We start from the raw sequence: 12,661 nt of genomic DNA on the forward strand, positions 1-12,661 counted from the left end.
TTCCCAAGGCGGCTTCCGCGCCTTGTCTCTGCATAAATATAAGATTTGGAGACCACATGAACGCATCTGCCGATATTTCCGTGCAACAGGTCAAGTTGCTGATCAACGGTGAATGGGTCGAGTCAAAGACCACCCACTGGCAAGACATCGTCAACCCGGCCACCCAGCAAGTGCTGGCCAAGGTCCCGTTCGCGACTGCCGATGAAGTCAACGCCGCCATCGACGCCGCCCACCGCGCCTTCCAGACCTGGAAGCTGACGCCGATCGGCGCGCGCATGCGCATTATGCTCAAGCTGCAAGCCTTGATCCGCGAACATTCCAAGCGCATCGCCGTCGTCCTCAGCGCTGAGCAGGGTAAGACGATTGCCGATGCCGAAGGCGATATTTTCCGTGGCCTGGAAGTGGTGGAACACGCGTGCTCCATCGGCACGTTGCAGATGGGCGAATTCGCTGAAAACGTCGCCGGGGGCGTCGACACTTACACCCTGCGCCAGCCTATCGGCGTGTGCGCCGGCATCACGCCGTTCAACTTCCCGGCGATGATTCCGCTGTGGATGTTCCCGATGGCGATCGCTTGCGGTAACACCTTCGTGCTCAAACCGTCCGAGCAGGACCCACTGTCGACCGTGCTGTTGGTGGAGCTGGCGCTGGAAGCCGGTGTACCGCCAGGTGTGCTCAACGTGGTGCACGGCGGCAAAGACGTGGTGGATGCGCTGTGCACCCATAAAGACATCAAGGCTGTGTCCTTCGTCGGTTCGACTGCTGTCGGCACCCATGTATACGACCTTGCCGGTAAACACGGCAAACGCGTGCAGTCGATGATGGGCGCCAAGAACCACGCCGTGGTGCTGCCGGATGCCAACCGCGAACACACCCTCAACGCCCTGGTCGGTGCCGGTTTCGGCGCGGCGGGTCAGCGTTGCATGGCCACTTCGGTGGTGGTGTTGGTGGGCGCATCCAAGCAATGGCTGCCTGATCTCAAGGCGCTGGCGCAAAAACTCAAGGTTAACGCCGGCAGCGAAGCGGGCACGGACGTTGGTCCGGTGATTTCCAAGCGTGCCAAGGCGCGCATCCTGGAACTGATCGAAAGCGGCGTAAAAGAAGGCGCCAAGCTGGAACTGGACGGCCGCGACATCAAGGTGCCGGGCTTCGAGCAAGGTAACTTTGTCGGCCCGACCCTGTTCTCGGGCGTCACCACTGATATGCAGATCTACACCCAGGAAATCTTCGGCCCGGTGCTGGTGGTGCTGGAGGTCGACACCCTCGACCAGGCCATCGCACTGGTCAACGCCAACCCGTTCGGCAACGGCACTGGCCTGTTCACCCAGAGCGGTGCGGCGGCGCGCAAATTCCAGAGCGAAATCGACGTGGGTCAGGTCGGCATCAACATCCCGATCCCGGTGCCGGTCCCATTCTTCAGCTTCACCGGTTCCCGTGGCTCCAAACTCGGCGACCTGGGCCCATACGGCAAGCAAGTGGTGCAGTTCTATACCCAGACCAAAACCGTGACGAGCCGCTGGTTCGATGACGACACGGTCAACGATGGCGTCAACACCACCATCAACCTGCGCTGAGTCCGGGAGACGACCATGAAGATTGCATTTATCGGCTTGGGCAACATGGGCGCACCCATGGCCCGCAACCTGATCAAGGCTGGCCACGCGCTGAACCTGTTCGACCTGAACCAGACCGTCCTCAAGGAACTGGCCGAGCTGGGCGGCACCATCAGTGATTCACCGCGTGATGCGGCCAATGGCGCTGAGCTGGTGATTACCATGCTGCCGGCTGCTGCCCATGTGCGCAGTGTATGGCTCGGTGAAGACGGCGTTTTAGCCAGTATCGGCAAAGGCGTTCCGGCGGTGGATTGCAGCACCATCGACCCGCAAACCATCCGCGATGTAGCGGCTGCGGCGGCCAAGATTGGCGTGACCGTGGCCGATGCCCCGGTCTCCGGCGGTACCGGCGGTGCCAGTGCAGGCACGCTGACCTTCATGGTCGGCGCCACCCCGGAACTGTTCGCCACCCTGCAACCGGTACTGGCGCAGATGGGCCGCAACATCGTGCATTGCGGCGACGTCGGCACCGGCCAAATCGCCAAGATCTGCAACAACCTGCTATTGGGCATCAGCATGGTCGGCGTCAGCGAGGCCATGGCCCTGGGCGATGCACTGGGCATCGACACCCAAGTGCTGGCCGGGATCATCAACAGCTCCACCGGGCGCTGCTGGAGTTCCGACACTTACAACCCATGGCCGGGCGTGATCGAAACCGCGCCGTCGTCCCGGGGTTACACCGGTGGGTTCGGCGCTGATTTGATGCTCAAGGACTTGGGCTTGGCCACCGAGGCTGCGCGTCAGGCGAAACAGCCGGTGATCCTCGGTGCCGTGGCCCAGCAGTTGTATCAATCGATGAGCCAGCGTGGGGAAGGGGGCAAGGACTTCTCGGCGATCATCAACAGCTATCGCAAGCCCCAATAGGGGATTTTCCGGGAGCCTGCCTTTGGCGGGTTCCCGGGTTTTTGCGGTTCAAGCAAACACAAAATACTTACGCACAGTCTCGACCACTTCCCACGTCCCCTTCATCCCCGGTTCCACCACAAAGATATCCCCAGCCCGCAAATGAATCGGCTCCAGGCCTTCTGGGGTGATGATGCAGTAGCCTTCCTGGAAATGGCAGTATTCCCACTTCACGTAGTCCACGTACCACTTGCCCGGTGTGCAGATCCAAGTGCCCATGATCTTGCTGCCGTCTTCGCTGGTGTAGGCGTTGAGGTTGACGGTGTGCGGGTCGCCTTCGAGCTTTTCCCATTTGCAGGCATCCAGGACCGGCAGGGGGTGGGTGTCGCGCAGTACGGTGATGGGCTTGGACATGATGACTCCGAGGCGGGGAATGGAAAGATGCACCCTAAGGCCTTGGGCGCTGTGTCAGTGGTCTGAACTCGACATCGGGATGCTCAGAAGCGCAGGGGGACAGTGATTCATTGAGCAACACAGAACCCGGTGGGAGCCGGGCTTGAGCGATTGCAGCTGAGCGATAGATTTGTGCGTCAATCAGAAAATTCCTCGCAGTAAGTGCGAAAGATTTCCCGCTTGACGCAGGAATTCGCAAGAAAATTCGCAGCTGGCCCTCGTATCATTCACTTTAGAACGAGTGAGAGCCTTGAAATGAACCCAATAAAAACGTGGTGGGATATCAGCCCGCCCTTGAGCACGGCGACCCCGACCTGGCCGGGCGATACGCCGTTCCAGGAGGAGCGCGTGTGGCAGTTCGGCCCGGAGTGCCCGGTGAATGTGGGGCGCATTACGTTGTCGCCACACACCGGCGCCCATGTGGATGCGCCGCTGCATTACAGCGCGGACGGCGCGCCGATTGGCGAAGTGTCGTTGGATGTGTACATGGGCCCGTGCCGGGTGTTGCATTGCCTGGGCAGCGGAGCGTTGGTACAGCCGCATCAGTTGGAGGGCCGTGTGGATAACTTGCCGGAGCGTGTGTTGCTGCGCACTTATCCACAAGCGCCGCTGACTGAATGGGATTCGAATTTCACCGCCATCGCCCCGCAAACCATTGAGCTGCTTGCCAGCCTGGGTGTGCGCTTGATTGGCATCGACACTCCATCCCTGGACCCGCAACAGTCCAAGACCATGGACTCCCACAACACCGTGGCCCGCCATGGCATGGCCATTCTCGAAGGCATCGTGCTCGATGACGTACCGGAGGGCGACTATGAACTGATCGCGCTGCCGCTGCGTTTTGCCAACCTGGATGCCAGCCCGGTCCGCGCCATTCTCCGCCCGCTCAAGGAGCCCACGCGATGAGCCAATGTCCCTTCTCTGCTGATTACCAACCCCCGGAAGAATGGCATAACGCCGAACTGAATTTTTCCGAGTCCATGAGCTACGGCGACTACCTGGACCTGGGCAAAGTGCTCAGCGCCCAGCACCCGCTGTCGCCGGACCACAACGAAATGCTCTTTATCATCCAGCACCAGACGTCTGAGTTGTGGATGAAACTGATGCTCCACGAACTCAAGGCCGCCCGCGAACACGTGCGCCTGGGCGAGTTGCCGCCAGCGTTCAAGATGCTGGCGCGGGTGTCGCGGATATTCGATCAACTGGTGCACGCTTGGGCGGTGCTGGCGACGATGACGCCGTCGGAGTACAAGGCGATCCGCCCGTTCCTGGGGCAGTCGTCTGGGTTCCAGTCGTTCCAGTACCGCGAAATCGAATTCATCCTCGGCAATAAAAGCCCGGCACTGTTGCGGCCTCACGCCCATCGCCCGGCGTTGTTGCAGGAGCTGCAAGTGGCGATTGCCACGCCGTCGCTGTATGACGAGGCGATCAACTTGATGGCCAAGGCGGGCCTGGCGATTGACCCCAAACGCGCCGAGCGCGACCCGACGGCGGCTACTGTTCACGATGAGTCTGTGGAGGCGGCCTGGCGTGAGGTTTATCGCGACCCGAGCCGTTATTGGGACCTGTACCAGTTGGCTGAGAAGTTTATCGACCTGGAAGACTCTTTCCGCCAATGGCGCTTCCGCCATGTCACCACGGTGGAGCGGATCATCGGCTTCCAGCCTGGCACCGGCGGCACTGAAGGTGTGGGTTACCTGCGCAAGATGCTCGACACCGTGCTGTTCCCCGAGCTGTGGCGAGTGCGTTCCACGCTGTAAACAAAAAGCCCCGGACAACCGGGGCTGATCGTTCCCACGCTCTGCGTGGGAATGCCGCTTGGGACGCTCTGCGTCCGATCATTACACTTTCGTATTTCTGATCCGCAACCGGTAAGCAATGTAGATAACCCCTACCCACACCGGCATCGCATACACCGACTCGCGAATGCCCGGGATCGCCAGCATCACGCTGACGATCATCAGCATGAACGCCAGGCACAGGTAGTTGCTGAACGGGAACCAGAAGGTCTTGAACGACGGCGTAACGCCTTGTTCGCCCATGGCCTTGCGGAACTTGATATGGGTAAGGCTGATCAGCGCCCAGTTGATCATCAGCGAGGCAACCACCAGCGCGAACAGCAACTCCAGCGCACTGTGCGGCGCGACGTAGTTGACCACCACGCACAGCATCGTCACCAGCGCCGAAATCGCCAGGGCCCGAATCGGCACGCCTTGTTTGTTCAACTTCATCAGCGCTTTTGGCGCGTCGCCTTGCTCGGCCAGGCCGAACAGCATGCGGCTGTTGCAGTACACGCCGCTGTTGTACACCGACAGTGCTGCGGTCAGTACCACGAAGTTGAGGATGTGCGCGGCGGTGTCGTTACCGATCAGCGAGAAGATCTGCACAAACGGGCTGCCGCTGTAGGCATCGCCCGACGCGCCGAGGGTTTGCAGCAGTTGGTCCCATGGGTACAGCGACAGCAGTACGGTCAGGGCGCCGACGTAGAAAATCAGGATCCGGTACACCACCTGGTTGATCGCTTTCGGGATCACTTTGCGCGGCTCGCTGGCCTCGGCGGCGGTGATGCCCACCAGCTCCAGGCCACCAAACGAGAACATGATAAACGCCATGGACATCAACAGCCCCATGCCGCCATTCGGGAAGAAACCGCCGTGGCTCCACAGGTTGCTGACGGTCGCTTGCGGGCCGCCGGTACCGCTGAACAGCAGGTAGCAGCCGAGCACGATCATGCCGACAATCGCCACCACTTTGATGATCGCGAACCAGAACTCGGTTTCACCGAAGAACTTCACGTTCAAGGTGTTGATCAGGTTCACTGCGACAAAGAACACCAGCGCGCTGACCCAGGTCGGGATCTCCGGCCACCAGAACTGGATGTATTTGCCCACCGCCGTCAATTCGGCCATGCCCACCAGTACGTAGAGTACCCAGTAGTTCCAGCCCGCCAGGAAGCCTGCGTAACCGCCCCAGTACTTGTGGGCGAAGTGGCTGAAGGAGCCGGCCACCGGCTCCTCGACGATCATCTCGCCGAGCTGGCGCATGATCAGGAACGCGATAAAGCCGGCAATTGCGTAGCCCAGGATCATCGACGGCCCTGCCGACTTGAGTACCCCGGCCGAGCCGAGGAACAACCCCGTGCCAATCGCCCCTCCCAAGGCGATCAACTGAATATGCCGGTTCTTCAGGCCACGCTTGAGGCCCACCGGGTTAACCATGTCATCCGCCATTAACATTCCCTTCTACTTGTTTTTCTTGAGGGTGATTGCACGCCGCACCCGCCCCTCAGAAGTGCTGAGGAGTCAGATATTACTCTGCGTGAACTTTTCGTAATACAGCTGAACGCCATCAAGTGCCTGATCCGCCAGCCATTGTTGGATGGATTCGACCATTGGAGGGGGGCCGCACACGTACATATCCGCCGATCTATCCCGCAATTCGGCCAGGTCGAAATGCTCGGTGAGGTAACCGCGTTTGCCGGGCCATTCCGGCGACGGGTCACTCAGCACCTCGGTGTAGCGGAAACCGGGAATTTTTGCGGCATAAGCGTTGATGCGCTCGGCCTCGCATAAATCTTCAGCCCCGCGCACGCCGTAATACAGGTGTACCGGTTGATCACAGCCGTTGGCGGCCAGCTCATCGAGCATGCCCAGCAACGCCGACAACCCGGTGCCGCCGGCCACCAGTACCAGCGGTTGGGTGACATGCCGCAGATAGAAGGCACCCAAAGGCGCCTCCATCAGCACTTCATCACCGACCTGACAGCGCTCGCGCAGGTAGTTGCTCATCACGCCATCGGGCAACAGGCGCACCAGAAACTGCAATTGATTGCCTGGCCGATTGGCAAAGGAATAAGAGCGCCAGCTGTCTGTGCCGGGAACCGACAGACGGGCGTATTGGCCGGGCAGAAAATCCAGCGGCTGATTCAACTGCACTTGCAGGATCGCCGTGCTGGCCGACACCAACTGAACCTCGCTCACCGTGCCACGCACCTGCACCGGCCCCGCTGCATTGCACAGGCTCGAATCAAAGTCGAAGTAGAACGCTGCGTCGGACTTCACCCGGGTCTGGCAACTGAGCATTTTGCGGTGTTGCAGGTCGAGACTGGAGAGGGCTTCCTCGTCCACATAGTCCTGGCTGTAATCGCCGGATTCACAGCGGCCCTGGCACGTGCCGCACACGCCTTCGCGGCAATCCAGAGGGATTTTGATGCCATTGCGCAACGCGGCGTCCAACAGGAGTTCATTGGCACCGATCGGGAAAAAAAGAGTCTTGCCGTCGGCAAAACTGAAGGCCACTTTGTGATTCATAGGCTTGCTCTCTAAACACCCCCGTAGACGCCGCCTCGCCAAGGCCCGACAGCGGCTACGAAGGAGGGGCGGTGTTCACAGGTGATAGAAATCCAGCACCGAGTTGATGGTGTCGTTGAGCAGCAACGCGTGTTTACGGGTGATCAACCAGCTGTCGCCATTGGGCTTGAGGCCGTAGGTGGCATGCCCGTAAAACTGCTCCGAGGTCGCCAGGCGATAGAACAGCGTGTGCCAGTTCAACCGCACTTCCAGCGTGCCGTCCGACTGCTCGGCAACGCGTACGTTATTGATCAGGTGCACCGTGCGCGGCATCGGCGTGGCGGAAGCGGCCTTGCCAGTGCGCAGGCGAAATACGCGATCTTCCAGGCCCGAGCGGTTGGCGTAATAAATCAGCGACATCTCACGCTTGGGGTCGCGGGTGTAGACGTGTTCCGAGTCCCATTGCGGCAGGTGGAACTCACTCTGCGGGTCGAACAGCTGTACATAGGCGTCCCAGTCCTGGGCATCGCACAGCTCGGATTTGCGGTAGAAAAACTGCTCAATCTGGTACTGCAACTGGGCATTCATCATTCCACCTCCCGCAGCTTGAGCGCTTGCCGGTCGAGGCCGTTGAGCAGGAATTGCTGCCAGTTACGGTGCTGGTTCACGTAGAGGCCTTCATGGGTGAATTCGGTGCCGGTCATCGCCGGTTGGATGCCGATGGCTTCGCTGTTCGGCGTGGGGCCGGTTTCCCAGCGATGGCTGCCGCGCGAGATATCGCTCCAGCGCTCAAGGCGGCCCTGGAAACCACGCTGGGCTTCGCGGAACTCCACCAGGTCATCCGGCGTGCCCATGCCTGATACGTTGAAAAAATCTTCAAACTGGCGAATACGGTTTTCACGGTCGGCATCGGACTCGTTCTTCACCCCCAGGCACTGGCTGATGATCTCGGTCTTGTTCCACGCAATCGGGCGGATGATCCGCAACTGCGAGCTGATCTGGTCAAGAAAGAACAGGCTCGGGTAGATGTTCAGGTTGCGCAGGCGGTGCATCATCCATTCGGCCTTTTGTTGGCCGTGTTCTTCCACCAGGCGCGGCATGATGGTGGCGTAGCCGGAGCGCACGGTCGGGTTGGGCATGTCGCTGAACAACACGCTGTGGCCGTTGTTGAAGGCGAACCAGCCATCATCGGTGTTTGCGTCGCCGGCGCCGAGCTTGCTGTAGTCCAGGGTGCTGCCTACGGCTGCGCCACTTTCGGTATTCACCTGCTGGCGATGCTGCACCGTGGCCACGTAGTTGTAGTGCACGGTGCTGACGTGATAACCGTCCAGGCCGTTTTCGTTTTGCAGTTTCCAGTTGCCGTCGTAGGTGTAGGCGGACTTGCCTGGCAGTACTTCCAACTCACCGGTGGCGGACTGCGCGACCATCATGTCGAAGAACACTTTGGCATCGCCGAGGAAGTCTTCCAGGCTGTCTGTGCCATTCACGTCCAGGCTGATAAACACAAAGCCCTTGTAGCTCTCGATGCGCGCCTTTTTCAGGCCACGGGTGGCCTTGTCAAAACCCTCCGGGTATTCCCCCGGCGCCTTGACCTTCACCAGCCGGCCATCGCTCTTGTAGCACCAGGCGTGGAACGGGCAGGTGAACGTTGACTGGTTGCCTTTGCCGACGCGGGTCAGCGTGGTGCCGCGATGCTGGCAGGCGTTGATCAGCGCGTTGAGTTTACCCTCGCCATCGCGGGTGATGATCATCGGCTGGCGCCCGGCGCGCATCGTCACGAAATCGTGGTTGTTCGCCAGTTCGCTCTCGTGGCAGGCGTAGATCCAGTTCTTTTCGAAGATCAACTCCATCTCAAGATCGAACAGTTCCGGCTCGGTGAACATGTCGCGGGCGATGCGGAACACCTCATCCACCGGACGAAAATCCAGACAGCCTTCGATAAACGTTTTCCACTGTTCGACGCTTCTTGCACCACTCATGGGAGGCACCTTTTTGATGAGGGCTAATCGGTGGCTCATTAGAGGCAGCGGGGCAGGGCGCGGGCTATCCACTTAATGGGGGAAGGTGGGCCGGAAAGTTGCGCCGCAAAATTGGGCAGCAAATACCCACCGAGGTGCGCAGCGGTGACGTGATGCGCTACTGTCTTGCAAGGCAAGCTCGCCAAAGCCCGCGACTTATCCACATAGTCGACCGTTGCTATCCAGCCAGTGGAAAAAGCCCAGGCGTGGCGTAGAACTTGCTGTCGAACAATAACGACGCGCCGTCAGAGCGCGCAAAAGCCTAACCGCCGTGGGTGCACCCTGATGAGTAGCCAAACACGCGATATCCATATTCAACGCTTCGACCTGGAAGGCGCCTGTAGTTGGATGTCCGGCATCTGCGGGCCGCACCGCCTGGCGACGTCGACGCCCGAGCGCCTGCGTTTTCACCACAGCGCCAATGTGTTCAAGTCCCGCGCCACCACCCTGGGCGTGATCGAGTACGGCACCGACGTGACCATCGACATCGAAGACGCCGAACACTTCAGCAGCTACAGCCTGAGCCTGCCGCTGGTGGGCGAGCAGGAGCTGAGCAAGAACGGTGAACGCCTGAGTTCCAACCGTGATCAGGGCGTGATCATTTCGCCCAACGAGCACCAGGTGCTGGCGATTTCCGGTGACTGCCGCAAGTTGCAGGTGGTGATTACCCGGGCGGCGATGAGCGAATCATTGGAAGGTTTGCTGCAACGGCCTATTGAAGCGCCACTGCGTTTTGAGTCGGTGATGGACGCGGTGGACGGTGCTCCTGCGTCGTGGTGGCGCATGGCGCGGTATTTCATTGCGGAGCTGGAACGCAGCAGCGAGTTATACGAGCAGGCGGCGTTTACCCGCGATCTGGAAAGCTCGCTGATCAAGGGTTTGATCCTGGCGCAGCCGAATAACTATTCAGAAGAATTACGCGACGTACTCGGCGTGAAACTGCCGCATTACTTGATCCGCGCGCGCCAATACATCCACGACAATGCCCGCGAGGCCCTGCACCTGGAGGACTTGGAAGCGGCTGCCGGCGTATCGCGGTTCAAGCTGTTCGATGCCTTCCGCAAATACTTTGCCCTGTCGCCCATGGCTTATTTGAAGAAGTACCGGCTGGGTGCCGTGCGTCAGGAAATCCTCGAACACGGCTCAATCCGCACAATCTCCGAAATCGCCTTGGGCTGGGGTTTTACTCATTTGGGGCGGTTCTCTGCGGAGTATCGAAAGCTGTTCGATGAGTCCCCCAGCCAAACCCTGCAACGCAAGCGCCTGCGCAGTATCTGAAAACAATGAAGATCAAAATGTGGGAGCGGGTGTCAGCACTTTTTCAGATCAGCTCTTCCACCAACTGCAAACAATGACTGAGCCCCGGCGACTGGTCATTCACCCGCCGGCTCAAAATAATCGGCGAAGTCGCGGTGGCTTCCACCACCGGCGTGTAGCCAATATCCGCCCGATGCAGCACTTGCACCGAGGCCGGCACCAGCGTCACGCCCATCCCCGCGCCGACCAGCCCGATGGCGGTCTGCAACTCGTTGGTCCACTGCGCTACCTTGAGGCTCAAACCGTGGGCGTCGAACAACGCAATCACATGGTCGGCATAGCTGGGGCGCGGGTTGCCGGGGTACAGCACAAAGGGCTCGGCGGCCAATTGGGCGAGGGTGGCGGGTGCGCCCAGCAACGGGTGACCGGCGGGCAGCACGGCGACCAATCGATCCTCCACCAACACCCGTTGGACGATGGCCGGGTCGTCGATACGAATCCGCCCGAAGCCCACATCAATACGCCCGGCCTTGAGCGCTTCAACCTGCTGCAACGTGGTCATCTCCGACAACCCCAATTCCAGCTCCAACGCCTCATGGTTGCGCAGCCGTCGAATCAGTTCCGGCAGCACGCCGTACAAGGTCGATGGCGCAAAACCGATGCCCAGCCAGGTCTTTTCGCCTTGGCCGATGCGCCGCGTGTTGTCGCAAACTTTGCCCAGCTGCTCCAGCAACACATTGGCGTGCTCATAGAAAAACCGCCCGGCCTCGGTCAGCCGCAGCGGTCGGCCACGCTCAAGCAAAATCACGCCCAGTTCATCTTCCAATTGCTGGATCTGCCGGCTCAATGGCGGCTGGGCGATGTGCAGGCGTTCGGCTGCGCGGGTGAAGTTGAGGGTCTCACCCAGCACCTGGAAATAGCGCAGATGACGCAGTTCCATAACGGCTCCTTTCATACCTTGAGGGTATTGCTTGAGACCAATTCTATATTGGAAGCCAGCAAAAATGCGGAACAGAATCGGCTCAAACCTATAAAGAACCCAACGGGTATTGCCATGCCGATTTGCGCCATCGAGTCGATCGAGACCATCATCGTCGACCTTCCCACCATCCGCCCGCACAAACTGGCGATGCACACGATGCAAAACCAGACGCTGGTGATCATCCGCCTGCGCTGCGCCGACGGCATCGAAGGCATCGGCGAGGCCACCACCATTGGCGGCTTGAGCTACGGCAATGAGAGCCCGGACAGTATCAAGATCAACATCGACCGCCACTTCGCACCGCTGCTGATCGGCCAGGACGCCAGCAACATCAACGCGGCCATGTTGCGGCTGGAACGCAGTATTCGCGGCAACACCTTTGCCAAGTCCGGCATCGAAAGCGCCTTGCTCGACGCCCTCGGCAAACGCCTGAACCTGCCGGTCAGCGAATTGCTCGGCGGCCGCGTGCGCGATGCCTTGCCGGTCGCCTGGACCCTGGCCAGCGGCAACACCGAAAAAGACATTGCCGAGGCCGAAAAGATGCTCGACCTGCGCCGCCATCGCATCTTCAAATTGAAGATCGGTGCGGGTGAAGTCGGCCACGACCTGGCGCATGTAATCGCGATCAAAAAGGCCTTGGGCGACCGCGCCAGTGTGCGTGTCGATGTCAACCAGGCCTGGGACGAAGCCGTGGCCCTGCGCGCCTGCCAGGTGCTCGGTGACAACGGTATCGACCTGATCGAGCAGCCGATTTCGCGCAACAACCGTGGCGGCATGGCCCGGCTCAACCTGTCGAGCCCGGCGCCGATCATGGCCGATGAGTCCATCGAATGTGTGGAAGACGCCTTCAACCTGGCCCGCGAAGGTGCGGCCTCGGTATTCGCCCTGAAGATCGCCAAGAACGGCGGCCCGCGCGCCGTGTTGCGCACCGCCGCGATTGCCGAAGCCGCCGGTATCGGCCTGTACGGCGGCACCATGCTTGAAGGCGGTATCGGCACATTGGCCTCGGCCCATGCCTTCCTCACGCTGAACAAACTGGCGTGGGACACCGAGCTGTTTGGCCCGCTGCTGCTCACCGAAGACATCCTTACCGAGCCACTGGTGTACCGCGACTTCCAGCTGCATGTCTCCACCGCACCGGGCTTGGGCCTGGCCATCGATGAAGAGCGCTTGGCGTTCTTCCGTCGTGATAAACACTAAGAGGCG

Annotated in this window: 12 protein-coding genes; 6 read left to right on the forward strand and 6 right to left on the reverse strand. The window is 60.3% G+C overall.

The window, feature by feature from the left end; all coding sequences use genetic code 11:
• Nucleotides 1-56 precede the first annotated feature (56 nt).
• Nucleotides 57-1,574, forward strand: coding sequence for a CoA-acylating methylmalonate-semialdehyde dehydrogenase (locus tag BFL40_RS20295; RefSeq protein WP_071485611.1), 1,518 nt, complete (start codon nucleotides 57-59; stop codon nucleotides 1,572-1,574).
• A 15-nt stretch (nucleotides 1,575-1,589) separates the two neighbouring features.
• Nucleotides 1,590-2,477, forward strand: coding sequence for a 3-hydroxyisobutyrate dehydrogenase (mmsB, locus tag BFL40_RS20300; protein ID WP_071485612.1), 888 nt, complete (start codon nucleotides 1,590-1,592; stop codon nucleotides 2,475-2,477).
• A 48-nt stretch (nucleotides 2,478-2,525) separates the two neighbouring features.
• Here the strand turns inward: mmsB and BFL40_RS20305 are convergent, their stop codons facing one another.
• Nucleotides 2,526-2,870, reverse strand: a complete 345-nt coding sequence (locus BFL40_RS20305) for a cupin domain-containing protein (protein WP_010206533.1) — start codon at nucleotides 2,868-2,870, stop codon at nucleotides 2,526-2,528.
• 294 nt (nucleotides 2,871-3,164) lie between these two features.
• On the opposite strand from BFL40_RS20305, the gene kynB reads away from it, so the two are divergent.
• Together kynB and kynA are read left to right on the forward strand one after the other, a co-directional pair.
• Nucleotides 3,165-3,815, forward strand: coding sequence for an arylformamidase (gene kynB, locus BFL40_RS20310; protein ID WP_071485613.1), 651 nt, complete (start codon nucleotides 3,165-3,167; stop codon nucleotides 3,813-3,815).
• A complete protein-coding gene (gene kynA, locus BFL40_RS20315) occupies nucleotides 3,812-4,669 on the forward strand; it encodes a tryptophan 2,3-dioxygenase (RefSeq protein WP_071485614.1) in 858 nt (285 codons plus the stop codon). The genes kynB and kynA overlap by 4 nt, the downstream gene beginning before the upstream one ends.
• Nucleotides 4,670-4,750: 81 nt before the next feature.
• Here the strand turns inward: kynA and BFL40_RS20320 are convergent, their stop codons facing one another.
• From BFL40_RS20320 to antA, 4 genes are all read right to left on the reverse strand, one after another.
• Nucleotides 4,751-6,139: an amino acid permease gene (locus BFL40_RS20320; RefSeq protein WP_071485615.1), complete on the reverse strand. Its 1,389-nt coding sequence runs from the start codon at nucleotides 6,137-6,139 to the stop codon at nucleotides 4,751-4,753.
• 72 nt (nucleotides 6,140-6,211) lie between these two features.
• Nucleotides 6,212-7,219, reverse strand: a complete 1,008-nt coding sequence (gene antC / locus BFL40_RS20325) for an anthranilate 1,2-dioxygenase electron transfer component AntC (RefSeq protein WP_071485616.1) — start codon at nucleotides 7,217-7,219, stop codon at nucleotides 6,212-6,214.
• A 75-nt stretch (nucleotides 7,220-7,294) separates the two neighbouring features.
• Entirely contained in the window at nucleotides 7,295-7,786 is a 492-nt protein-coding gene (antB, locus tag BFL40_RS20330) for an anthranilate 1,2-dioxygenase small subunit (protein ID WP_071485617.1), read from the reverse strand.
• Entirely contained in the window at nucleotides 7,786-9,177 is a 1,392-nt protein-coding gene (gene antA, locus BFL40_RS20335; protein ID WP_071485618.1) for an anthranilate 1,2-dioxygenase large subunit, read from the reverse strand. The genes antB and antA overlap by 1 nt, the downstream gene beginning before the upstream one ends.
• 324 nt (nucleotides 9,178-9,501) lie before the next feature.
• Between antA and BFL40_RS20340 the strand changes: the two genes are divergently transcribed.
• Nucleotides 9,502-10,494 (forward strand): AraC family transcriptional regulator, encoded by a 993-nt coding sequence (locus tag BFL40_RS20340; protein ID WP_071485619.1) that lies wholly within the window; start codon nucleotides 9,502-9,504, stop codon nucleotides 10,492-10,494.
• Nucleotides 10,495-10,537: 43 nt separating this feature from the next.
• On the opposite strand, the gene BFL40_RS20345 is transcribed toward BFL40_RS20340, so the two are convergent.
• Nucleotides 10,538-11,413 carry a LysR family transcriptional regulator gene (locus tag BFL40_RS20345; protein WP_071485620.1) on the reverse strand — a complete coding sequence of 292 codons (876 nt, stop codon included), beginning with the start codon at nucleotides 11,411-11,413 and terminating at the stop codon, nucleotides 10,538-10,540.
• Between the two features lie 114 nt (nucleotides 11,414-11,527).
• Between BFL40_RS20345 and BFL40_RS20350 the strand changes: the two genes are divergently transcribed.
• Nucleotides 11,528-12,655, forward strand: coding sequence for a muconate cycloisomerase family protein (locus tag BFL40_RS20350; protein ID WP_071485621.1), 1,128 nt, complete (start codon nucleotides 11,528-11,530; stop codon nucleotides 12,653-12,655).
• Nucleotides 12,656-12,661 lie beyond the last annotated feature (6 nt).

This window comes from Pseudomonas costantinii (assembly GCF_001870435.1).
Lineage (GTDB): Bacteria > Pseudomonadota > Gammaproteobacteria > Pseudomonadales > Pseudomonadaceae > Aquipseudomonas > Aquipseudomonas costantinii.

What these genes read in the sequence shown, in the direction of transcription:
- BFL40_RS20340 (WP_071485619.1), top strand. Translation starts at nt 9,502, where the DNA reads ATGAGTAGCCAAACACGCGATATCCATATTCAACGCTTCGACCTGGAA.
- BFL40_RS20345 (WP_071485620.1), bottom strand. Translation starts at nt 11,413, where the DNA reads ATGGAACTGCGTCATCTGCGCTATTTCCAGGTGCTGGGTGAGACCCTC.
- mmsB (WP_071485612.1), top strand. Translation starts at nt 1,590, where the DNA reads ATGAAGATTGCATTTATCGGCTTGGGCAACATGGGCGCACCCATGGCC.
- BFL40_RS20350 (WP_071485621.1), top strand. Translation starts at nt 11,528, where the DNA reads ATGCCGATTTGCGCCATCGAGTCGATCGAGACCATCATCGTCGACCTT.
- antA (WP_071485618.1), bottom strand. Translation starts at nt 9,177, where the DNA reads ATGAGTGGTGCAAGAAGCGTCGAACAGTGGAAAACGTTTATCGAAGGC.
- BFL40_RS20295 (WP_071485611.1), top strand. Translation starts at nt 57, where the DNA reads ATGAACGCATCTGCCGATATTTCCGTGCAACAGGTCAAGTTGCTGATC.
- BFL40_RS20320 (WP_071485615.1), bottom strand. Translation starts at nt 6,139, where the DNA reads ATGGCGGATGACATGGTTAACCCGGTGGGCCTCAAGCGTGGCCTGAAG.
- antC (WP_071485616.1), bottom strand. Translation starts at nt 7,219, where the DNA reads ATGAATCACAAAGTGGCCTTCAGTTTTGCCGACGGCAAGACTCTTTTT.
- BFL40_RS20305 (WP_010206533.1), bottom strand. Translation starts at nt 2,870, where the DNA reads ATGTCCAAGCCCATCACCGTACTGCGCGACACCCACCCCCTGCCGGTC.
- kynA (WP_071485614.1), top strand. Translation starts at nt 3,812, where the DNA reads ATGAGCCAATGTCCCTTCTCTGCTGATTACCAACCCCCGGAAGAATGG.
- antB (WP_071485617.1), bottom strand. Translation starts at nt 7,786, where the DNA reads ATGAATGCCCAGTTGCAGTACCAGATTGAGCAGTTTTTCTACCGCAAA.
- kynB (WP_071485613.1), top strand. Translation starts at nt 3,165, where the DNA reads ATGAACCCAATAAAAACGTGGTGGGATATCAGCCCGCCCTTGAGCACG.